Origin of the sequence: Streptomyces sp. NPDC087859, from assembly GCF_044742595.1 — a bacterium.
Taxonomy (GTDB): domain Bacteria; phylum Actinomycetota; class Actinomycetes; order Streptomycetales; family Streptomycetaceae; genus Streptomyces; species Streptomyces canus_F.
Map to the genome: position 1 here is coordinate 86,243 of NZ_JBIUUU010000028.1, position 21,863 is coordinate 108,105.

General features: G+C 68.8%; 20 protein-coding genes and 4 pseudogenes. 11 read left to right on the plus strand and 13 right to left on the minus strand.

Features of this window, described 5'->3' with window-relative positions:
* Positions 1-54 precede the first annotated feature (54 nt).
* The 8 genes and pseudogenes from ACIOHP_RS45245 to ACIOHP_RS45280 all read right to left on the minus strand — a co-directional run bounded on the left by ACIOHP_RS45245 (position 55) and on the right by ACIOHP_RS45280 (position 6,217).
* The gene (locus tag ACIOHP_RS45245) at positions 55-1,614 is read right to left on the minus strand and encodes a sugar transferase (protein ID WP_401896950.1); all 1,560 of its coding nucleotides are present in this window, start codon (positions 1,612-1,614) and stop codon (positions 55-57) included.
* A 340-nt stretch (positions 1,615-1,954) separates the two neighbouring features.
* Positions 1,955-2,125 (minus strand): annotated as a pseudogene (locus tag ACIOHP_RS45250) (FAD-dependent oxidoreductase); the annotation flags it as partial.
* A complete protein-coding gene (locus ACIOHP_RS45255) occupies positions 2,122-2,442 on the minus strand; it encodes a 2Fe-2S iron-sulfur cluster-binding protein (RefSeq protein ID WP_401896953.1) in 321 nt (106 codons plus the stop codon). The gene ACIOHP_RS45255 and the pseudogene ACIOHP_RS45250, both read right to left, overlap by 4 nt.
* 14 nt (positions 2,443-2,456) lie before the next feature.
* On the minus strand, positions 2,457-3,098 hold the full coding sequence (locus tag ACIOHP_RS45260) for a cytochrome P450 (RefSeq protein WP_401896955.1): 642 nt from the start codon (positions 3,096-3,098) through the stop codon (positions 2,457-2,459).
* Positions 3,099-3,249: 151 nt separating this feature from the next.
* A pseudogene (locus ACIOHP_RS45265) lies at positions 3,250-3,936 on the minus strand (ISAs1 family transposase); the annotation flags it as partial.
* 22 nt (positions 3,937-3,958) lie between these two features.
* Positions 3,959-4,336 (minus strand): annotated as a pseudogene (locus ACIOHP_RS45270) (transposase family protein); the annotation flags it as partial.
* Positions 4,233-5,255, minus strand: a complete 1,023-nt coding sequence (locus ACIOHP_RS45275; RefSeq protein ID WP_401896957.1) for an ISL3 family transposase — start codon at positions 5,253-5,255, stop codon at positions 4,233-4,235. The gene ACIOHP_RS45275 and the pseudogene ACIOHP_RS45270, both read right to left, overlap by 104 nt.
* Positions 5,256-5,923: 668 nt before the next feature.
* Positions 5,924-6,217 (minus strand): hypothetical protein, encoded by a 294-nt coding sequence (locus tag ACIOHP_RS45280; RefSeq protein WP_401896959.1) that lies wholly within the window; start codon positions 6,215-6,217, stop codon positions 5,924-5,926.
* Between the two features lie 286 nt (positions 6,218-6,503).
* On the opposite strand from ACIOHP_RS45280, the gene ACIOHP_RS45285 reads away from it, so the two are divergent.
* Together ACIOHP_RS45285 and ACIOHP_RS45290 are read left to right on the plus strand one after the other, a co-directional pair.
* On the plus strand, positions 6,504-7,394 hold the full coding sequence (locus tag ACIOHP_RS45285) for a MerR family transcriptional regulator (protein ID WP_401896961.1): 891 nt from the start codon (positions 6,504-6,506) through the stop codon (positions 7,392-7,394).
* A 132-nt stretch (positions 7,395-7,526) separates the two neighbouring features.
* Entirely contained in the window at positions 7,527-7,817 is a 291-nt protein-coding gene (locus tag ACIOHP_RS45290; RefSeq protein WP_401896964.1) for a hypothetical protein, read from the plus strand.
* A gap of 200 nt (positions 7,818-8,017) precedes the next feature.
* Here the strand turns inward: ACIOHP_RS45290 and ACIOHP_RS45295 are convergent, their stop codons facing one another.
* Entirely contained in the window at positions 8,018-8,347 is a 330-nt protein-coding gene (locus tag ACIOHP_RS45295; RefSeq protein ID WP_401897026.1) for a DoxX family protein, read from the minus strand.
* Positions 8,348-8,518: 171 nt separating this feature from the next.
* On the opposite strand from ACIOHP_RS45295, the gene ACIOHP_RS45300 reads away from it, so the two are divergent.
* A complete protein-coding gene (locus tag ACIOHP_RS45300) occupies positions 8,519-12,100 on the plus strand; it encodes an ATP-binding protein (RefSeq protein ID WP_401896966.1) in 3,582 nt (1,193 codons plus the stop codon).
* Between the two features lie 1,320 nt (positions 12,101-13,420).
* Here the strand turns inward: ACIOHP_RS45300 and ACIOHP_RS45305 are convergent.
* A complete protein-coding gene (locus ACIOHP_RS45305; RefSeq protein WP_401896969.1) occupies positions 13,421-13,825 on the minus strand; it encodes a type II toxin-antitoxin system PemK/MazF family toxin in 405 nt (134 codons plus the stop codon).
* Between the two features lie 432 nt (positions 13,826-14,257).
* On the opposite strand from ACIOHP_RS45305, the gene ACIOHP_RS45310 reads away from it, so the two are divergent.
* From ACIOHP_RS45310 to ACIOHP_RS45330, 5 genes are all read left to right on the plus strand, one after another.
* Positions 14,258-15,256, plus strand: a complete 999-nt coding sequence (locus tag ACIOHP_RS45310; protein ID WP_401896972.1) for a YdcF family protein — start codon at positions 14,258-14,260, stop codon at positions 15,254-15,256.
* Between the two features lie 281 nt (positions 15,257-15,537).
* A complete protein-coding gene (locus ACIOHP_RS45315) occupies positions 15,538-16,158 on the plus strand; it encodes a hypothetical protein (protein WP_401896975.1) in 621 nt (206 codons plus the stop codon).
* A gap of 64 nt (positions 16,159-16,222) precedes the next feature.
* A complete protein-coding gene (locus ACIOHP_RS45320; RefSeq protein WP_401896978.1) occupies positions 16,223-16,438 on the plus strand; it encodes a hypothetical protein in 216 nt (71 codons plus the stop codon).
* Between the two features lie 470 nt (positions 16,439-16,908).
* Positions 16,909-17,070, plus strand: a complete 162-nt coding sequence (locus ACIOHP_RS45325) for a hypothetical protein (protein ID WP_401896981.1) — start codon at positions 16,909-16,911, stop codon at positions 17,068-17,070.
* A 314-nt stretch (positions 17,071-17,384) separates the two neighbouring features.
* The gene (locus tag ACIOHP_RS45330) at positions 17,385-17,717 is read left to right on the plus strand and encodes a transposase (protein WP_401896984.1); all 333 of its coding nucleotides are present in this window, start codon (positions 17,385-17,387) and stop codon (positions 17,715-17,717) included.
* A gap of 82 nt (positions 17,718-17,799) precedes the next feature.
* Here the strand turns inward: ACIOHP_RS45330 and ACIOHP_RS45335 are convergent, their stop codons facing one another.
* Together ACIOHP_RS45335 and ACIOHP_RS45340 are read right to left on the minus strand one after the other, a co-directional pair.
* Positions 17,800-18,282, minus strand: a complete 483-nt coding sequence (locus tag ACIOHP_RS45335) for a hypothetical protein (RefSeq protein WP_391990441.1) — start codon at positions 18,280-18,282, stop codon at positions 17,800-17,802.
* A gap of 29 nt (positions 18,283-18,311) precedes the next feature.
* Entirely contained in the window at positions 18,312-19,238 is a 927-nt protein-coding gene (locus tag ACIOHP_RS45340) for a hypothetical protein (protein ID WP_401896988.1), read from the minus strand.
* Positions 19,239-19,406: 168 nt separating this feature from the next.
* On the opposite strand from ACIOHP_RS45340, the pseudogene ACIOHP_RS45345 reads away from it, so the two are divergent.
* A pseudogene (locus ACIOHP_RS45345) lies at positions 19,407-19,646 on the plus strand (transposase); the annotation flags it as partial.
* Between the two features lie 36 nt (positions 19,647-19,682).
* Here the strand turns inward: ACIOHP_RS45345 and ACIOHP_RS45350 are convergent.
* Entirely contained in the window at positions 19,683-20,378 is a 696-nt protein-coding gene (locus ACIOHP_RS45350) for an ISAs1 family transposase (protein WP_401896990.1), read from the minus strand.
* Here ACIOHP_RS45350 and ACIOHP_RS45355 point away from each other — a divergent pair.
* Together ACIOHP_RS45355 and ACIOHP_RS45360 are read left to right on the plus strand one after the other, a co-directional pair.
* A complete protein-coding gene (locus ACIOHP_RS45355; protein WP_401896993.1) occupies positions 20,370-21,080 on the plus strand; it encodes a hypothetical protein in 711 nt (236 codons plus the stop codon). The genes ACIOHP_RS45350 and ACIOHP_RS45355 overlap by 9 nt on opposite strands.
* Before the next feature lie 33 nt (positions 21,081-21,113).
* Positions 21,114-21,779, plus strand: a complete 666-nt coding sequence (locus ACIOHP_RS45360) for a DUF6292 family protein (protein WP_401896996.1) — start codon at positions 21,114-21,116, stop codon at positions 21,777-21,779.
* Positions 21,780-21,863: the final 84 nt, after the last annotated feature.

Sequence of the window (21,863 nt, forward strand, 5' to 3'; positions counted from 1 at the left end):
GGGCGTGAGCAGCCACGATGGACCCGCAGACACCGAACGACCTCACCCGGCGCCTCAATACGCCCCACGCCCATCAACCACCGCACGCAGTGTCCGCGTCATGATCTCCATGTCCGCGGAAACGGACCAGTTGTCCACGTACCAGAGATCCAGCGCCACCGTCTCGTCCCATGACAGATCGGACCGCCCGCTGACCTGCCACAACCCGGTCATCCCCGGCTTGACGGCCAGCCGCCGGAGCTCGGTACGGCTGTATCCGGCGACCTCGTCCGGTAACGGCGGTCGCGGGCCAATCAGGGACATGTCACCGCGAAGCACGTTGAAGAGCTGCGGCAACTCGTCCAGGGACAGCCGGCGCAGCACGGACCCGAGCCGCGTGACACGCGGATCCCGCCGCATCTTGAACATGTGCCCGTCGTGCTGGTTGCCCCCGGCCCGCGTGAGCTCGTTCCGGCGGGCCTCCGCGTCGACGACCATCGTCCGGAACTTCCACATGGTGAACGGCCGTCCGCCCGCACCGCAGCGTGTCTGCCGGTGGAAGACTGGCCCCGCGGAGGAGAGGCGCACGGCCAGTGCGAGCCCCCCGAACAGCGGGGCCAGCGCCAGGAGTCCGAGCGCGGCCCCCGTCCGGTCGAGCAGTGACTTCAGCCAGGGCTGCCCGAACTCCTGGGCGGGCGGGGCTACTTGAAGCATCGTCAGCCCGGCTGCGGAGCTGGGCCGGATGCGCGCCTGCGCGACCTCCGCGAGGCCCGGCACCACGGCCAGGTGCAGTCCCGCCCCGTGCAGCGCCCAGGAGACGTGCCGCAGCCGTTCGCCGGTCATGCACAGCCCCGGCGCCACCAGGGCGACGTCCGCCCCCGAGTCCTCCACGGCCCGCAGGACGACATCCGCGTCCTGATCGTGGTCCGAGGCCGGCGGTGACAACCGGTCGATCACGGGCATCCCGCACTCCAGGCCCTGGGACCCGACCGGCACGACCCCCACCACCACGTACGCATGGTCCGTACGCGAGGCCAGCCGCCCCACGACCTGGTCCACGGCGGCCGGTTCGCCCACCACCAGCGCCCGCCGCACCGCCAGCGCCTCACGCCGCTGCCGGTTGAGATGTAACCGGATCAACGGCGTGACCGTGGCCGTCAACAGCAGCCCCGGCACCAACGCTGCCAGCGCCACGCTCGGTCGGGGCCCGTTCTCCGCATCGGACAAGATCAGCGCCAGCGCCAGGAACCCGGCCAGCATCACCCAGTCCCGTGCGGCCGCCAGCACCCCCCACGACTCACCGACCCGCTGGGCCGCGTACCGCCGCCGTACCGCCCGGACGCTCGCCCACACACCCGCGCCGACCAGCCCGCCGAGGAGGGGCAGGTCCTGCCCCTCCGCGTCCAGGGCCGCGGCCAGGGGAAGACCGATTCCGCAGGTGTCGGTGACGACCGCGAGCGGCCGGTACCAGAGCGCCTTTCCGTCCCCTGTCCGGCCCTTCGGCCTGGGCCGGACCTTCCGGCCTGTCCCCGCTGTCGGGCCCGGCCGTGATCCGGCCGGGCGCTCCTCCGCCCTGGTCTCCGTACCCCCTACAGCAGTCGGATCCGTCTCCGGTTCCCCCGCAGACTCCGACACGCCGACATCCGCCATGCGCTGCCCCCCAGCCACACGTCGTCACCAGGAGCACATCCGTGCCTTCGGTTCCCCACCGAACGGATGTGCCCAAGTGGTCGGAAAGCTAGAACACAAGTGTGTTCGTCGGTTGGAGTTTTCGAGTAATTCACATGGATCTGGTGAAGGAGTTGCCAACGGGCCTTCACTTAATGGGCGCGTGATGTGACGGAAAACCGCCCGGAAACCGTGGACGGCTCACAGGTGAACGGTGCACGCGCACGAGGGGTGGTGGGGTCGCCCGTCATCGGATACATGCGATCCAGTAGCACCGGTCAGTACGCAGGGCCAGGGAGTCGACGGTTGCCGTGCCATTGAGGAAGGCCTTGGACAGGGGCGGACGAGCGTATGGTGCGTGTGGTTCGGCGCCGAGGAGGGTGATGGGTCCTCGCCAGCCGAGTTCCCTGGCGCTGCTCGCCGTCTGGAAGCCGGCCTGCCCGGCGCCCACGATCAGGAGACGGCGGTCAGTGGTCACAGCTGCGCCTTCGGGATGGTGACGTGTACGTGTTGTCCCTCGGCAAGGGGGAGTTGGCAGGACAGCCGTGAGGTGTCCTGCCGGTCGACGGCGGTGCAGTCCAGCATCTCGTTCTCGTCCTCGCTGATCGGCGGGAAGTCCTCGGCGTTCCGCTCGTGCAGGAAGACGTGGCAGGTCGCACAGGACAACACGCCCTCGCACTGTCCGAGCACCCCCGAGACACCGTTGCGTACGGCGGTCTGCATCACGGAGTCGCCGACCGCGCCCTCCACGGCCCGCTCGGTGCCGTCGGGCTGGGTGTAGAACACTTTGGGCATGGTGCTCCCTTCTGTCACCACGTGACGGGCAGGCTGGTCATGGGCTGGGTCAGGACATCGCGGTTGAACACCGGCTCGCCGGCCAGGTGGAGGCCGGGGATGCGCTTGAAGAGCTCGGCGATGCCCACCTGCAGCTCCATGCGGGCCAGGGGAGCGCCCAGGCAGTGGTGCAGGCCGTGGCTGAGCATCAGGTGCGGGTTGTTGGTCCTGGTGATGTCGAAGCGTGCGGGATTCTCGACGACCTCGGCGTCGTGGTTCACGGCACCGGGGTCGAAGCTGACGGCCTCGCCCGCGGCGATCAGCTGCCCGTCCACCTCGACGTCCTCCGTGGCGACGAACGGCACCAGGCCTCCGCCCCCGAACACGGGATATGCGATCGCCCACTGACTGTGGCGCAGGATCTCCTCCGCGGCGGTGGGAGGCAGACCGTCCGGGTCGGACACCAGCAGCGCGCGCTGGTCGTCGGAGCGCAGCAGCGACAGGACCCCGGTGGCAAGGAAAGTGGCGGTGTTGTCGAATCCGCCGACGATGAGGAGGAATGCGATGGGAAGGATCTCGGCATCGGTGAGCGTCTCGTCGCGTTCGCGGGCATGCGCCAGAGCGCTGAGTAGATCATCGCGCGGCTCCTCGCGGCGCTTCGCGATCAAATCCGTCATGTAGGCCGAGAGCTCTCCGAGATCGGCGGCGATCTCCTCCTCGCTCCTGCCCGCGACCGACAGCGTGGAGGAGCTCCAGCCGGAGGGCGCCGACGGCGAGGTTGCGCCAGGTTGCCATCGCCCGGGGCGCGTTGCCGGTCCGCAGTTGGGAGGCGTCCTCGGCGAAGGTGGTGTCGCGGACGTGGTGCAGGGCCTCGATCTTCCAGCGGTCCCGGATCAACTGCGCGAGCCGGGCGGGGGTGGCCTGCTCGGCGGTCAGTCTGGTCACCGCGTAGACGGTGGCGATCGTCGTCCTGCCGGTCTTGCGGTCCGTGCGGCGGCGCTTGACCGGCATGGCCTGCCGGGCGCCGGGGAAGAGCAGGTTGTTCACGGTGGCGACCTTGATCCGGCGGATCTCCGTGCGGCCGTGGCCGGTGCCGCGTGTGCGGCCCTGGAGCGGGATGTCCTTCCAGGGAAGGGACTTGATCTGCTTGCGCAGCTTCTTCTGGTTGCCCTTGACGATGGCGATGTAGTGGGCACGTCGGCGCAGCAGGTAGCCGGCGTGCTCGCGTTGGGTGTGCAGCGCGTCGCTGGTGACGACCGTTCCGGCTAGGTCGGCGATGGTGTCCAGCAGCGGCCGGAAGCAGGTGGTCTCGCCGGTCTTCTCGCCGACGTCGAGCTGGGCCAGGGCCAGGCCGCTGGCGTGCTCCACCGCCGCGAGCAGGTGGATCCTGCGGTCCCTTGCCCTGGCCGCACCGCGCAGGGACTTGCCGTCCAGGGGACAGTGCGCGCAGGCCGGAGACGGCGGGACGGCAGTCGGCGAGCCAGCCGCCCACTGCCCGGTCCAGGGCGTCGCCATCGACGCGCGCGAGCAGGCGTCGCACCGTCGTCTCGGCCGGCACCAGCCACCTGGGCAGCACCGGGTCGGGCCGTACGCCGAGCCGTTCCAGCACCTGCGGCGGGGCGTCAGCGATCCACTCGCTGACCGCGAGCACTGACGTCGCCCCGGTCAGCACCACGCACGCGGCCAGGGCCAGGACGACGGCCAGTGCGTGCCGCACGCCGCGTGGATCGCGGGGATCCGGCACCTGGGCCAGCCGCTCCAGCAGACCGGCCACCTCCCCGGGCCCGGTCTCGGGCTGCTCGCGGAGCTGGTCAAGGGCAGGCGCCCCTGGAAGACGCTCTCCGAAGTCGAGCTGGTGTCGGCGTACACACGATCGTGGCCCTGGCAGGATTTCCGTGAAGCTTGGGTGTGCCACCGTGCGCCGGTGACGCTCCGTCACACATAGCGGCGTCGAAGCAGGGCCATGAGGATGACGCGGTGACGGAGCAGCGGGACTCCCGCACGTCCGGCCACCTCGGATCTCCTTGCGGCATGTCTGTGTTCGGCGGAGTGGGCGGCGTCGGGACGCGGAGGCATTCGCGGTGGGCGGCGACGCAGGTCTCCACGGCCCGGCCAAGGCCCTGCCACAGGTGGAACCGGTCGGCGACCTGGAGGGCATCGGGGACCCCGCGCCGGGCTCCCTCGGCGTAGGCGCCAGCCCGGTCCCGACAGATGATCTCCACGCGGGGATGCGCGGTGAGCCACGCGGCGAGCGGTGTCGCTTCCCGGCCAGGAAGAACGTCGATCGGGCGGTGGCGTTCGCCGTCCGTGATCACGGTGGCGTACGACTGTCCGCGCCGGGTGGCGAAATCGTCAACGCCCAGCACTCGCGGCGTGCTGGACTGTGGGTCCGGCAGCGCCATGACCCGGCGCAGCAAGGTCATACTCCCTGCGTCGAGCCCGAGTTGGGCGGCCAGCCGGGAACCGGCCCGTCCGGCCAGCGCCAGCCCGATGCGCTCCAGGGTGCGGTTGAGCCGGCGGGTGAAGCGTGTGTACGGGCTGGTCAACTGCGTGAACGGCTCGGCGAATGTCCGGCGCGGGCAGTGAACCGAGCCGCAGATGAACCGCCGGACCGTCAGCAGGATCACGACGCGGAACTCACCGAGAGGGAGGTCTCTGAGCCTGCGCTGGTAGGAGTCGTGCACCCGATGTGAGAAGCCGTTGCAGTCCGGGCAGGATGCTCCAGCCCCTCGGCATCTTGCCACCACGTCGACTGTGCCGAAGGCGGCGGTCACCGCCTCGACGGCGAGCTCGTCGAACAGCAGCGAGTTCCAGAACGATGCGTCTGCCTGCATGACCAGCACCGTCACCGGCCACAGCCGCAAGCAGCGGATGCCTACAGCTACCTGATGGAGCGTCACTACCTGCCGTCCTACGGCGCGGCGTACGCGGTCTCACACCCGATCGGTACATCGCAATCGAACACCGTGGTCACCCTCTGTGACCGCTCCCCAAGATCTGTGCCAGAACCCCGTTCTCGCGTACAAAGCCACAGTCTCCGTGGCGGCTAGAAGTGTTCAGGGTCCCGGCCCTTTTGAGAAGGATCGAAATGCTTGTTCGCTCGTACCGGTGTGCGTGAGTATCGGTGCGCGTCAGCGGTCCTGCCTGGTGTGCGGGGGCGAGGTCTGGCGGCGGTTCATCAAGAGGCCCCGCCGGGGCTGTCAGCTTTTCGACCAGGGGATGACATGCGCGGTGTCCGTCAGATCTCCAGTGTGGGACGGCCGCGGTCGTGCTCGGGGCAGGGTGTTCAGCAGCGGCGGAGAAGTTTCAGCAGGATGCCCCGGTCGACCTCGATGAGGAGTTGTGATGCGAAAAGCCGTACTCGGGATGTTCGTGGCGTTGGCTGCGGTGCTCGCGGTGGCGCCGTTTGCCGGCGCGGATCAGACCCAGACCGTCGCCTGCTGCGGCCCCACCCCGAAGTTCTGAATCAGTGACCGCTTGAAGAGGCACCGGATTCCGGCGATCAGGAGGAGAAATGCGTAAAGCTGTTCTCGGCGTGTTTGTGGCACTGGCTGCGGTGCTTGCGGTAGCACCCCTCGCCAGCGCCGACCAGACCCAGACCGTCGCCTGCTGCGGCGGCACGACGGGCTTCTAGCAGGTGCCTGTTTTCCTTCATGAGCTGGGCAGCCGCCCAGCTCATGTACTTGCTCGTGGTCGGGCACAGCGACCACGGCGCCGCCAGACTCACGAGGAACAACGCCTCCAGCGCGGCGTAGCGTTCACTGAAGGGGCGCCCGGTCAGGTCTCGGCCGTGCACGCGCAGCAGGTCGAAGGCGACCAGGTGCGGCGGGAAGCTGCTGGAGACGCTCGAACGCGAGCCGTTCCGTTGTGGGCGGTCGGTGGGATTTCCCCAGCGGTGGCCACTTGGCGGGAGCTATCTGGCCGCTGGTGGTCACTCTGTGTTCCCGGGTGGTGCGTCGTTCTTGATCGGGTCCGGTGGCAGCTGGGGCCTGGTTCCGGTGGCATCTGGGTGGGGTTGTTGCACATGCCGTAGCGGCATGTGGTGGGGTCGGGGCACCACGGCACGAAAGGCTCTGTCTGCGATGTACCCCTCTCTGACGCCTCCCCGGCGGGTCAAGATCGGTGATGCCGCTGCGTTCGCCGGGATCACCCCACGTGCCATCCGCCACTACCACGAGATCGGTTTGCTGCCGGAGCCTGAGCGCGGCGGGGACGGCCGCCGCCGCTACGGCTATGACGACATGACCCGCCTGCTGTGGATCCGCAAGATGGCGGATGCCGGCATCAGCCTGGACGACATGCGGGCCGCCTTCGGCGAAGCCCGGGACGAAGCCGCAGACGAAGCCCGGGACCAAGCCCCGGATATCGAGTCGGTCCTGAGCAGGCTGGAGGAAACCCTGGCGGCGCAGGAGGCCGCCATCAAACGTCGGCGCGCGGCCGTCCAGCGCCTGCAGGCGGTGGGCAGCCCGCTGGGGCTGCTTTCCGAACTGGTCACGGACCGGCTCAGCCACCTGCCCCCGGGCGCGTTGCGCCCCTCGGATCTGGACGCCCTGCTGGTCACGGAACGGATCTTCGGGCCGCTGGGCGCCGCCATCCAGGCCGGCACGTTCATTGTGCTGGCCACCCACCCCGAGCTGCGGGCCGAGGAGGACCGTCTTGAGGCGGCCGAGGCCGCCCTCGACGACGGCGTCGAACCCGACGACCCCCGCGTCGAAAAGCTCGCCGTACAGCGATGCGCTCACCAAATGGCCCTGCATCAGGCCATCGAGGCAGCTGGTCTCGACGCGGCCGAGGAGAAGATCTTCGAGGTCTACGACGCCGACCTGACAGGGGAGGAGGGCACAGAGATGAGTGCCGCCGCAGCGATCACCAAGATGCCTTACGACTTCTCTCCTGCCCGGATGCGCTGCGTGGAACTCGCCGGACGGCTCTTCGGCGAGGCCCTTGCCGACGCCCACTGCGCGGACAGCTGATCGCCTGTGCCTGGCACTGACGTGGCCCGACAACCGGTCGTGTTCCTCCGCATGTGACCGATCGGGTCAGACGTCGAGCCCGGGCCGTAACCAAGAGTGACATCACTACTGGCCGTACGTGGGGATTCCGAAATGGCCGCTGACACACTGGCACCACGTCGGAGCGGACGCCCGTTCCCAAGAGATCCCGACCACCGGGGAGCTGCTTCCGGCGAGCATGATCACTACATCCAGCTCCACTGCGAACTTCGGTACGAGGCCGTCTCCCAACTTCGGGCGCTGGGGCACTTCGAGACCTGGTTCTTCCACGACACGGATGACGAACTCGACGCCTGGGCCGACGGCCTTGACCGCCAGGAATTCTGGCCGATCGTCCGCAACTTTCACCCCCGGGAAATCCGGGTCCACCAAGAACATGTGTGATCACAGTCGCGAAGCAATCTGCCTTGTGACGCTCCGCGACCGCTCCCCAAGATCTGTGCCAGAGCCGAGTTTCGACAGCAGCTGCACACTTCACCGGGCAGCGCGTGGACGGCGGCATGTTCGATGTTCATGAGAAGTGACAGCGGCCGTGAGGCGGCTGGCCGAGCAGTCGCCTCCGCCGGTCGAGGACTGAGCCTCAATCACGGCCTGGTGGCCAACCAGATGGTCACGGCCGCGGTGGCGGTGAGTGCGACATTGAGTGTGATCCGGCGGTCTTCTCCGGTCAGGTGAACGGCGATCGCACCGGTCTGCAGAAGTACGAAGCCGATGGCTGCGGCCGACGCCAGCCAAGGAGCGGTATCGGTCAGCGGTGGCAGGACCAGACCGGCCGCGCCGAGTATTTCGACCGCCCCCAGCGCCCTGAGGGCGGGCAGGGGAATTCGGTCGACCCAAGCCATCATCGGTCGGAGTTGATCGCGGCTGCGGATCACCTTCAGCGTGCCCGCGTAGAAGTAGAAGAGCGCGAGCAGTCCCGGGCGCGGGTTGCCGTATCACCAGGTGCATAACCCATGGCACCGGATGCCTGGGTTGCGGAGCGTCACGGGAGTGCTTCCATGGAAGTAGCCGTCAGCGCCGCGCGAATCCTCTGTTCTGCGGGTCCTCCGTCCGGCCCCGGTCCAGGCACTCGCAAGGAGAATGCCATGACGAGGGTCGTCCGCCATCCGCCCAGCAAGGAGCGACCGCGCGACGCGCCGATGGCCACACTGGTCCTGCGACGGGCGGCGAACCGGGTCGGACACGGGTTGGTGGGTCGCTGGCACTCCCTGACGATCCGTCTGGAGGCCCGCCGAGGCGCCACCCGCCCCAGGAAGTGGCGCCGATGGGTCTCATACGCCAACGTCACCAGGATGATCTGGGTGGTTGCCGTGCTGGCGCTGCTCGCCTGGGTCGGTGAGGGTCTATTCATCCTCATCACACGCGAGACGACCGGCTTCGAGCAGTGGCGGCAGGGCAACCCGGGATTCGATACCGTCTTCAGGTTCATCGGTCCGATCCTCGCCGCCTCGATCGCCGCCGCGCTCTTCCTGTTCTGGTGGTACCGCTGGACCAAACGGCGTTACCTCAGCAAGGCGCTGGGGGATCCGCGCCGCCTGGTGTCCACGGCCGGGTACGACACCTCCGACATCGTGGGCCGCGACGACATCGCCCAGGTCATCGCCGAGCGGCTGCGGGAGCGAGAAACCCGGCGCCCGTACCTGCTCGTCGGCGGTGTGGGAGCGGGGAAGACCGCAGTCCTCGTACGGCTCACCGAACTCTTGGCCCGCCAGAACGCCGTACCGGTTCCGGTCAGACTGCGGGACGCGGCGGACGGCGCCGACCTGAACTTCGAACGCCTGGCGAGGCAGCGCTTCGCTCAGGAGGCGCCCAAGGGCATTCTGGCGCGCACCAAGACCGACCGGGTGTGGCAGCAACTTCTCGCCGACGACAAGCCGGTCGTCCTCGCCGACGGCCTGGAGGAGGCCCTGCTCGACGACGGCCGGCAGCAGAGCCGGGACAATGTCATCCGCCGGGCCATCGAGCGCGCTCACGAGGAGAAGCTGCCCTTGGTCATCGCCTCCCGACCGCACAGTCCGCTGGAGACCACCTCCGCCGCGATCGTGGTGCTGGAACCGCTCGGCGAGGAGGATGCGCTGCACTTCGTCGAGGCGGACGTGCCGGAGACCGACGAGCGCCGGGTGGACTGGATCGTGGAGACGGCGGAGGTGACCGAGTCGCCGATCTACCTCCAGATCGCCCGTGAACTCCACCGGCGGGGAATCCTAGAGCGCGACCGTCCGGACGTCGATCCGCGGCATATGAACACCCGCAGCGGCGACCGTGCCAGCCTGCGGCTCTGGCTGCTGGAGACCTGGGCCGAGGCGCTGTGTGAGGGGAAGCTGCGCGAGGACGTGGCGCTGGCCCCGCAGGAACGCCGTGACACGCTCGAAATGGTCTCCGCCCTGGCCTGTGTCGGACTGCTCCAGGACAGGCTGGAGGTCGGCTTCGCGGAGCTGCTGGACCCCGACGTCCTGCACCCCGGACCGGCGCGGCGCGCACGGGTGCGAGCGGAGCAGGTGTGGGCCGGCCGCGGTTTCGACCGGTACGGCAAGCGCGGTAACACCCTCTCCGACTGGCACCGGCAGCAGATCTGGGAGGCGCTGTGCGAGCGGCTCGGCGACGCGGAGCGCAGACGATTGCGCGAGGGCAACATGGACCAGTGCCGTGCCGTCTTCGCCCGCTTGGCGACCCAGGCGAGCAGGCTCAGGCTGGTGGAGGGAGTCGAGCACAGGGTCCGTTTCCCGCACAGCATCATCCAGGCCTTTCTCGGCAGTCGCCTGCTCGAACACCTGGGGCAGCGGGGCGCCGCGGATCTGGCCGAGCAGGCGCTCCAGCCGCCCGGCCCAAGCCGCGAACTGCTCATCGCCCTCGTCCTGACGTCCCGGGGCAAGGCGGCGAGCCCTCCGGCAGGTGGGCAGGGTGTGCGGGCTGAGATGCGGAAGGAGATCGCGGCACTGGTTAGACAGGCGCCCGTGGGGAGTCGCCCGCTCGCGCACCGGCTGTGCGCCATGGCGAGTCGGCGCACTGACGATCCCAAGGCTCTGGACCTCTATGCGGCCGCCCTGGAGATCGCGAGCGCCCAGGACGCCCCGAGGCAGCTGAGCGAGGTCGTCTCCGCAGTGCGCGAACACTGGGCCGGCATCAAGAGGGACCGGCGCACCCTGAGGGACGCCAAGCGCCGAGTGCTCAAACAACTGGGTGCCGCGCTGCGGAAGGTCTCCGACCGGATCGACACCACCCCGCTGTACTGGGAACTGTTCCGACTGGGCATCCAGGAACCCTCCTACTCGATCCGCCTGGTCGTCGCCCAGGAGTTCGGCACGGGCGGCAACGCGGCGTTCGCTGTGATCCGCGAGCGGGTCGGCCTGCACAGTGACCCCGTGCAGGAGTACAACGACCGGCTGGACAGGCTGAAGGCCTGGAAGAGGCGGGAGTACGAGGCATGGTCCGCGCGCATGAGGAGGGCGCGGGCGGACCGTACGTCCCCGCGAGGCACGTCGGCCGACGACATCGGGAGGTTGCAGGAGGACCGCAGGGAACTGAACCGGAACTACCGCGACCGGCGGGTCGATCTCTTCCGGGAGTTCGTGATGCGGGCCTGGATGCTGCCCATGCTCCTGGGCTCTGTCGACGAAGCCCATCGCGACGAGGCCCGGGAGCGCCTCACTAAGTGGCTGCGCCACCTCGATCCCAAGTTCACCGGCGGCACCCCCGACCTGCCGCTCGCTCTGGAGGCTGCGCTGGCCCAGGGTTTCAAGTACGCGGCCAACCGCCGCCTCCGACATCCCCACACCCACCTGAGCGGCCGCAACGATCTGATCCGTCAGGCGGAGACCGTGCTCCAGCACTCACGCTGCTGGTACGCGCAGCTCAGTCTGCTCCAGGCACTGTGCCTGTGGGAGCTGCCGGACGGTGCCAGCGGCGGACCCGACGGGCACCAGCCGTTCCAGCCGCTCGGGGGGGCCACCGCCGTACGGACGGTGAAGCGCTGGTTGGCGATGGCGGGCACGGGGAACCGCGCGCCGGGTCAACCGGACCAGCCCGGCGACTCGGCCCGGCGGTGCCTGCATCCGTTCGTCGCCGAGGCCGGCGATCTGGTCGCCCTCGCCCTGGAGACCGGACAGCCCGAGCGGTTCCTGTGGATCGACGAGAAGGGCGTCGCCGACAACATCGGCGCCCGCGCGGGCCACATCGGGAGCTACCGCAGACAAAGCCTGTGGATCCCTCCCTCGGTCGGCTGGAGCACCCTCGACCCACGCGCCCAACGACTCGTTGCCGACGTCCTGGTGATGCTGAACCTCCTCGAACGGGACGGGCACCCGGACGAGGTCGAGGAACGCCTGGCCCGTATGGAGCAGCCCGGGATGTCGTTGCCGCCGTGCATCCGTACAGACCGGGAGCCGCTCCAGCCGGGACTGCGTATCGGCACGTCCACCCCGCCCGTACCGGGGTCGGCCTGTCTGCCCGACTGCAAGTTCCAGCTGTGCCCGTACCCTCCCCGGGGCGGCCTGCCCCGGGGAGAGATCCGCGAGCCGTTCTGCCGCCAGCAACAGGCCCTGCTGCCCGGCAACGTGCGGCGCTGGCTGCCCCGGGGCCTGCGCAGGAAGACCCCGCGCTGGGTCGGCATGCGGGTCCGCGAACTGGACCGCTTCTGGGAGGCGATGGCCAGACGGACACGGGACTGATGTTCTTTGTGGTGTCAAGGTACATGCCTGTGAGGCTGCCGAGCTGACGGCCTTTTTCCCAGGTCAAGCACAGCTCTCGCGTGGGTGCGGTGATTCGTGGGTGCGATCAGCTGTGGGCGGGTTTGGTCAGACGCTTGCTGACTCTATGCTGACTTCGTGAGGGGGCCGTCAGTTCCTGAGTGGTGACTTCTCGTACAGGTGCGCACGGCGTACTGGCCCAGAAGAAGCCCAAGTCGCGAGCGCCGGGGCGTCCCGTCGCGTCTCGGAGCAGTGCCGGAGGCCGGCGTTTCTTCGGCCCGGCCCTACAACCGTGGCGCTTTCCTCGCAGGACCGCGACGACACCGCGTGGTGGTGTCCCGCCAAGTGGTGTAGCCATGCCGGCCGTGGGGCTCGGCTCAGGGCCGAGATGGCTATAGCCGACTGGCTCACCCGGCCGCAGCGCGTGCTGCTCGCGGGCGTAAGCACCCCGATCCGGCGCCGAGGCGACCGCGTCGGCCAACTGACCTGCGGAGTCACGAACTCTGCGCGGCTACACCACTCGGTGGGACGCCACCCACCGCGTTGACGTCTCCGCCTCGGGCAAGCCCTCCGACCTCCGTACGGCGCACGGATATGCCCAGCGCCGCTACCGTCTACCGAACGACCCGGGGGTCCGCTGCCACTTGCTCGTAGAACGACTCGAGCTCGGTGGCGGAAGTCGCGAGTACGTGCCTGTCGGCCCATCGGCGGCGCAACTCCTCACGGAGAAAGAGCGGTTGCTGGTAGAGAAGTCTCGTTTCGCCGACAGGCATGTCGCCTCCTGCTCCGGGGCGTGAATCACATCAGAGTCCCACCGCTGGCACAGTGCAGTAAATCAGCCGCCTGGGTGATGGCCGAGTAGGCCGTGCGCGGAGCCTGATCGACAGCCCGCTGCGCGGGGGCGACGGCACGCAGCGCTCTGGCCATCCGTGGCTTGCAGATCTCGGTTCCATGCAAGCACCGCTCCAGCGCCACCGCCAGTCGAGTCACGCCTCGGGGGGGGTGCCCCTATGTCTTTGGTCAAGGTGGTTGGGTGGCAGTGTGGGTGTCATGAGTGATGACGCGCCTGTTCGGGAGTCGGCGGGCGAAAGCATGCGGCCGTGCGACTTTTGCGGTCATCCGGTCGTGTTGGACTCGGTCGACGAGCGGGACTGTCCCGTGTGCGGCGAGGTCGCTGAGGATCAGTCCGCTGGGGCTGGCCGGGGTTCATAGAAGGTTCCGTCACGGAGCATCGCGAACAGAACGTCGGCCCGGCGTCGGCCAAGTGGCCGAGACTGCGCACACCGTCGGCTCCTTCTGCCTCTACCCGAGTTCACCGCGACGGAGAGCGTCTCTCATCTCGCTGAACTGCGCGGTCGTTGCCGGGGTCTGCTCTTGGGCTTGCTCAACGAGTCGGAGGGTGTCGTCGATCTCTTTGAGCTTCGCTGCGGACAGGGCACCCGCCCGCTCGATGAGGTCGTCCCGGGACACGGTGGTCAGCCACGTGCAAGGGGTGAAGCCCGGACGTGGGAACGCGAACCGCAGCACGCCTTCGAAGGGCAGCCCTTTGATGGCGCCTACTGCCACTTCGACGCCGAGACCGCCCATGTCGACGCCCGCCGGAGCGACGAGTTGCATCACCTGGATCCCGGACGCGTCGTCTCCCGACAGCAGTACGACCGGCCGCCGCTCGTCGAACTCGACCCACCAGACTTCGCCACGTTGCACATGTCCTCCTGCCCCGGGACGGGCGCGCGACCCCGCGCGACCCTGACGCACTGTGGAGACGGGTATGACCACCGTTGATCATCGCTGTGTGAAGGCAAACGATCACGCGGCGGCCGCCGGTCACAGTCTACGCAGCCCGCTGACGGGAGGCGTTCGAGGGACTGGGCAGCCGGACCGCAGGCCGGTTCATGCGGGCCGAACCCCGGCGCCCAGCAGCGTAGTTGCTGGCGCATACCGAGTCGGGGCCCTGGAAGCCTCTGCCCCGGCTCGCGCCGAACCAACGGCACGACACGCCAGTCCCGCCGAACGCACTACCGCCCGCCCTCGTTCGGTACACCACAGCAGGTCTGGGAGGATGGCAGCCGTCCGTACCAGGCCCAGGAACCTGTGGCCGACCAGAGGCGGGGGAGAGCGAGCGGAGCGGTGCGGCACATGCTGGAGTACCCGGAGTACCTCGCCGCGGTCGTGTGCGCCGCGGGCGGAGGCGTCAACGCCCTGCTGGCACCGCACCGGTTCTCCACCGCTGTCCTGTTCTGCCTCGCGGTGACCTCTGCCGGACTCGGCGTGGCCGGTCGCAGCGCGGTAGCCCACTCGACCACCGGCACCGTCCTCGCAGTCGCAGCCCTGCTCCTGGCGCTCGCGCTGGGTCTGCTGCTCCTGGCCGACGGCGTCCTCCTGGTCCGGCGCTACGGACCGCAGGCAGCCCTGCTGGCGACCGGGGCCGCCGGCTGCGCGGTGCTGGCGGTGCTCGGCCTCAACGCGGTCTTCCACACGGTCGGCGGCGAGGCGTTCGGTGCCCTCGTGGTCGCGGTGAACGCGACCGCGGGATATCTCATCCTGCTCTTCCTCGTCTTTGCCGGATACGTGTTCGTCCGGGGCCGTAACACCCCACTGCCGGAAACCAACTATGTCGTGGTCCTGGGCGCTGGGCTCAACGGCGACCGGCCCGGCCCGCTGTTGACACGCAGGCTGGAGCGCGCCCTGGCGATCGACGCCGCCCGCACACCGGACAGGCCTCGTGTGGTGTTCGTCGTCTCGGGCGGCCAAGGAGACGACGAGGTCCGCTCCGAGGCGGACGCGATGGCCGACTATCTGGCCGGACGCGGAGTGCCCGCCGACCGGATCGTGCGGGAGGACCGTTCCGTCAACACCGGGCAGAACCTCCGCTTCAGCGCGGCCCTGGTGGACGGCATCACTCCCCGCCACCGTGCCACGGTGGTCACCAGCGGATTCCACGTCTACCGCACGACCCTGCTGGCCCGCCGCGTCGGCGTGCCCGTGCACGTCGTGGGCGCGCCGACCTCTCCCGCCTACTGGCTGGCCGCGACACTGCGTGAATTCGCCGCCATCTTGTGGCTGGACCGCCTCTCCCTGATCGGACTCAGCCTGCTGCTGGCGGTGCCTGTGGCGACGGCGATCTTCGAGCACTGAAGCGGAGGCTGCGGGTCTCGTCCCGATGGCCCGGTTCGGACTCTGCTCCGTCAGCCGGTCCGGCGCCGGGGACAGCCCGCGATCCGTGTCGGCGTTCGGTCGCAGCGTCGTTCTCAGCCGCGATTCGTGGCCGAGTACGGGCAAGATGCCTCTCCTGTATTCCTTGCAGGAGCGGGCCCTCCGGTTCCACGGCCAGCCGGTACGCGCGGCCCTTCCCTGTCAGGGCCTGGGAGCACCGCGTACACCCTTCGTGACACCGACAGGGGAGTACGCGTCCCCCAGTGCTGCAGCGCGAGTCGACCAAGGGGGACGTGACGGGATCAGCCCACGGGGTTGGTTCCGTCGGCATGATGACCGGCATGCAGACGGAGACATTGGTGGGCCTGATGGGCCTGGGCGGCGCTGTTGTAGGCGTCGGAGGCACCTTGTTGGGCAGTTGGCTTCAGCATCGCCAGCAGGCTGAGATGGCGCGGGAGGAACGGGCAGAAGCTCGAGCTGGCGAGGCGGAGTCCCGTGGCAGGGGAGTGGCGGAGAAGGCGCTGACAGAGTTGTACTCACTGAGGAGGCATGCCCTGTCGTGGAAGGCAGGGATGTCGGCTGAAGAGCGGAATGAGTGGGTCGGCACAGCGCACGTCATGGCTGATCAAGCCGAGCTGCACACGGCTCTGGTCCCAGGGGCGGACACGCTGAGAGCGCGCCTGCGAGACGCACTGAGTGCGGCGCGCAAGTCCTTCTTCCTGGACGGATACGAAGCCGAGCACGAGGCGTACCGCAGCGAGTTCGACACCAGCCACTGCATCGCACTCCTGTCGGCCTACATGCGTGGCGATGCGACGCTCCCCGAACCCACTGTCCGTGAAGAGCGCGAGACAATCGAGCGGGACATGCAGAAAGATTTGTAAGACCACGTCCTACGTGGTGAGGCGGTTGTCGGTCCGTCCACGGGGCGGGGTACACGGAGTTGCATTGACGAGCACGCCCGTCGTTGCCGCGCTGGTCCAGGAGTTCGAACAGACGGTGCGCGGGTACGGGCATGTGGCGGCTGTCCACGTTCAGCCGTCCGACGCCGTCCCGGCGCACGAGTCGTTCGACCTGCTCATCGAGCACGGAGCGGCGGATGTGGTGTTCGTGTCCGGCTGGCCCGACACCACCGTGTTCTCCGAGGTCCCCTCGTCCAGCTGAAGGGTTCGGGGCTTCCCTGCGTGTTCGTCGACGGCCCGGTCGGCCACCGCAGGGTGCTTCTTCTCAACGCGGTCTCTCTCAGTTCGCGGCCGGGGAGCCTGTGTCGTCTGCCGACACGGTACGACGGACACCTAGCCAGAATCGGACGCCGGGTGTGCCGGTCGTTTGTCCCACAAGGAACGGCCGCCGCACACACCCGGAAGGGGCACTCGGCCTTGTTCGTTGGTCAACTACCCTTGTTCTATGGGGCGTGGGGGGCACGAGGAGTGGGGACGGGGCTGCTGAGCCGGCAGACGGGCCCAGATCCAGTGAGGCCGCCTGCCGCAGGCTGCGTGTGGCGGCGGACTTGAAGGTCACCGCGGACACGGTGAGGAAGTGGCGGTCACGGTTTGCTGCCCGGCGGATGGCCCGGAGAGCCGCGGCCCGGCAGGCCGCCCTCGATCCTGCTCGACCAGGTCGAGGATGTAGTCGTGGCGACGCTGGAATCGGCCCCGGGCAAGGACACGCACGGGTCGCGGGCTTCCATGGCCGAGCGCACCGGGCTGTCGAAGTCGACGATCGGGCGGATCTGGAAGAAGTTCGACCTCAAGCCGCACCTGCAGGATGCCTTCACACTCTCCACCGATCCGTAGTTCGTCGCGAGGGTCGTCGACGTTGTCGGCCTGTATCACCACCCGCCCGAGAAGGCGGTGGTGCTGTGCGTGGACGAGAAGAGCCAGATCCAGGCGCTGGACCGCTCGCAGCCGGTGCTGCCGATGATGCCGGGCATACCCGAGCGGCGTACCCACGACTACCGGCGGCATGGCATCACGAGTCTGTTTGCCGCGTTCAACGTAGCCAACGGCACCGTCATCGGTGAACTGCACCGTCGTCACCGGGCCGTCGAGTTTAAAAAGTTCCTGGTCACGATGGGCAAAAGGGTTCCGCCGGGCTCGATGTGTACCTGGTGTGTGACAACTACGCCACCCACAACACCCCCGAGATCAGGACCTGGCTTGGCAAGCACCCCCGCTTCCATGTCCACTTCACTCCGACCGGCTCCTCCTGGATCAACCAGGTCGAGCGATGGTTCGGCCTGCTGACCGACAAGCTCATCCGCCGAGGCGTCCACTCCTCGGTGAAGGCACTGGAGGACGACATCAGGGCTTGGATCGACTCATGGAACGAGAACCCCAGGCCCTTCACCTGGACCAAGACCGCCGACGAGATCCTCAACTCGCTCGCCGACTACTTCGCCAAAGTCACCCCTCCAGCCACCGATAACCGGCGACAGATTTAAGCCCGTGATTTCAGGCGCAGCACAATAGGGTCCGGCTTCCGGACGGGCCCGGTTCTGCACCGGGCCCGTCCGGCGGGCTGCGTCAGCTCATGAACTTGGCGCAGGCGCCCTGCGTCACCCACTTGTGCGAACTGATCGAGTTGTTCATCGTGTGCCCAGTGGTGCTGGTGTTGCGGCTGAGGTCGTCCACATAGATCTCGCCGCGCTTCAGACAGCTGTATCCCTGGGCCTCGCTGTAGTTGGCGTCGACGTAGAACTTCACCACGTCCCAGCCGCCGGAGTAAGTGCCCGTATTCATCACCGAGCTGACGGCGTCGTGGTCGGTCCAGACGAATTGGCCCGATCCGTCACCCCAGTTGGTGTCATCTCCGGAGCCGTATCTGACGATCGGGCTATGGCAGTCGGTGTCGTAGTAGATGTGGACGTTGCCGTCCCCCGCGTACTGCCGGTACTCGTTGTCACAGTTGGCGCCCGCGGGTGCGGCCTGCGCCGTCGCGGCGGGGATCATAACGGTGAATAGGGCGGTCAGCCCCACCGCCGCGAGCGCTCGAGTCCTCTTGCTCATACCGGTGTGCTCCTTGTGAGATCGGTGTTTCACTGGTTCCGGTTCACGATGTGTTCGGCGCGACGCAGCGCGGCGCGTTCCAACTGGTCTCTCTTGGTGATCTCCGCGCGATACCGCTCACGCACCGGAGCACTGTGCTCCTCCTCGAGGGCGCGGAGGGTGTCACCGAACCCGGTCCGCCGCGCGCAGGTCGCCTCGGCGACAGCCAGACGCACCTCCCTCCGGTATGCCTGTGCGGCGCTGCGGCCGGAGGTGGTCTCGGACAGCGCGGAGCGGATGTCGGCAGGGGTCCGATAGGGGTGCCCTGCGGCGCTCATGCAGGCGGCCCAGCGGTTCTGCGCTGTCTTGAAGCGTCGATCAGCGACGAGTTCCGGTACGTACAGAGGTGTCAGATTGGTAGCGATCTTGTCAGCCCGGAACCACTGCCCCTGCTCCCCGTACAGCTCGCGTACGGCCTCCCCCTCACACCCACCCGTGGCGAGCCGGACCTGCCCGCCGGCCGGCAGTCGGACCGCCATGATCTCCGAGCCAGGACCACCCGCCAGATCGGTGACGTACGTCCGTGCCGCAGGACCGGAAAGACTCGCTCGGTAGGACAGGTTCCGATCGTTCTTCTTGGCCGTGAGCACCTTCTGTTTGATGCGGCTGCCGTAGCCGTGCTTACGGGCCCACGACACGTCATCCATGACGTAGCCGAAACTGCGGGTCTCATCGGCGTCGAGTGGCGCCGCCACCCAGTACCGATGGCCCTTGCGCTCCATGCAGTCCCGCACAAGCAGCGCCTCGGCCTTGCTCGTCACAGCACGATCGGCGTCTGTGAGAGGGGCGGGCCGGGCCGGCGCCTTCTCCGAGATCGGCCGGTCGGGCGCTGCGGCACTGCAGCCCATGAGCAGGGTCAGGATCGCCGCGCACGCGGAGGTTCCCGCCAGGAACCGGCGCGTCTTCTGGTTCGGCATGCCCTCTCCCGTCGCTCGGACGGGGGCGGCCCGCGCCGGCCGGATGACCCGGCCGACGAAGCACAACACAGACGCGGCCGGGGCGGTCCTGACATCTGTCAGGACCGCCGACGCATCCGGCATCCACCTCTGCGCCGCCGGCCGGCCTGGTCCTCGAACTCGTCGTGACCCGCCGCGGCAAGGCACGATCACGCCCTCGGCCGATCCCGAGGCGGACTGACCACCAAAAACCATCTTGCCTGCGGCGGCAGGGGCCGCCCGCTCGCGATCCTGGTGACACCCGGCCAACGCAACGACAGCATCTGCGCGCGACCCTTTCTGGAGCGCATCCGTGTCCCGCGCACCGGGCCGGGCCGACCACGCTGCAGGCCCGACCAGGTCATCGCAGACAAGGCCTACAGCTCCCGCCAGGGTCATTGAGAAGTGATCTTGTGTCCGGGTTCGTCAGGTGAGTCCGAGGGCGGTCAGGGGTCGTTGGCAGTCGCGGGCGGTGCGGCGTAGGGCGGCGGCGATGTTGGTGTGGCCGTCCTGGCGGTGGACGCTGATGGCGAGGTTGCGCAGGCTGGCCATGATGCGGGTCAGTTGCCCGGTGCGGATCTTGGAGTCGTCCTCGCGGAAGGTCCGGTCCCGGACGTGGTGCAGGAGGTTCTCGATGCCCCAGTGCCCGCGGATCCAGGCGGCGAGTTGGGCGCCGGTGGCCTCGCCGGGATGCAGGCTGGTGATCAGGTAGACGCGTTCGATGGTCAGCTTGCCTTTCGTCTTCTCCTGTCTCCAGCGCACGACTTGGAGGGCCTGGCGGGCTCCGGGGTAGTTGATGTGGTCGAACATGGCGGCCTTGAGGCGGCGGATCTCGTTGCGGTGATGGGCGCGGGTGCGGTCGTAGTGGTCGAGCGTGATGTCGCGCCAGGGCAGCCGGCTTATCCGGTCGTGGAGGCCGGGGTGGTTCTTCTTGACGACGGCGAGGTAGTGGGCACCGCGTTCACGCAGGTAGGCGGCGTGTGCGTGCTGGGTGTGCAGGGCATCGGCGGTGATCAGAGTGTGTTCCAGGTCGAGAGGGTCGAGCAGCGGGGCGAAGGCGGGTATCTCGTTGCTCTTGTCGGCGACCTGTCGCTGGGCCAGGACGCTGCCCGTGTGGTCCATAGCGGCCAGCAGTGCGGTCGCGGCGCTCCGGAGCAGGTCGCCGACTGGCTGGAGCCGCTGCCGGTGGAGGCCCTGCACGGGATCGGCCCCCGCCAGGCCCAGGTCCTGCGCGACTACGGCATCCACTGCGTCGGCCTGCTCGCCGCCGTCCCGCCGGCCACGGTGCACCGCCTGCTGGGTGGCCGCGCCGGCCGGATCGCGGCCGACCGGGCCCGCGGCATCGACCCGCGCCCCGTCATCCCCCGCACTCTGCCCGCGACCGCGTCCGTTAGCTGCACCTTCGACCGGCACGTCCTGGACGGCGCCGCCGCCCGCGCCGCCCTCCTCGATCTCGTGGTCCGGCTCGGCACGCTGCTGCGCGGCCGCGCCCAGGTGGCCCGCGCGGTCACCCTCACCCTCACCTTCGCCGGAGGTAACCGCTGGGAGAAGACGAGGCGTCTGGCCGCGCCGTCCGCGCATGAGGACGACTTGCGCCTGCTCGCCTACCAACTGATGGACGCCGCCGGCCTCCAGCGCGGACGCCTGACCGGCCTCGTACTGAAGGCCGAAGACCTGACCGGTGCCGATCAGGCTGCCGAGCAGATCAGCCTCGACAGCGCCCGCGAGGACCGCCTCGTGGCGGAGAGCGTCATCGACCGCATCCGCGCCAAGTTCGGCCCCGACACCATCGGCCCGGCTGCCGTCTACCGCCGCGCCTCATGACCCGAACCGCTCCCGCTCCTGGAGGTGAGGTCCGTGCTGCTTGAGCCGCCCGGATGGGAGGGCAGCCCTCACGGCCTGCCGCACTGGCCCAATGTGCGGGCCGTCGACGACGCCCTGACCACACGCGGCATCCCACCGGGCTCCGTGCGGGCCGACGCCACCACCCGGGGGCGCGGCTTCACCACCTACATGTGGCTCACCTGGGACACGAGCCGCACCCACGGCCAGCGCGGGATCCGCCTGCACTGGAAAGAGCGCCTGGGCTGGTTCTACGCCCTGACCGGCATCAACTCCCAGGACGTCCTCCACTACACCGTCGCCCCGTTCCGCACCGTGTTCCCGAGACCGGAAGACATCGCCGAGGTCGCCGAGCACCTGGTGTGCTTCCGCCAGCTGCCTGATGTGAAGTACCGCACGGAGTGGGACGGAGCAGAGGACGTGCGCGCGGCCGGCCGCGACTTCCGCCGCTTGGTCCTCGGACTCGCCCCGCTCGGCCCCCAGGACACCGCGAGCGGGCTCGGGGCCGGGCCGGGCACCGGGGGAGAGGAGGGGGTGCAGTTGACGATCGACACGCGCACCGACACCTACGAGGAGGCGGTCGCGGCCATGCAGGCCGCGTACGGGCGCAGCCAGGATGTTCTGGCGGGACGTTTGCTCCCCGATCTGTCGCAGACGACGGAGTCTCTCCGGCGGCGCTGAGCGGAGAGACTCAGCCCAGAGTGCGCAGGTGTGCGCGCACTCTGGAGCGCAGCGGCGCCCTGGTCCGCGACACGCAACGGGAAC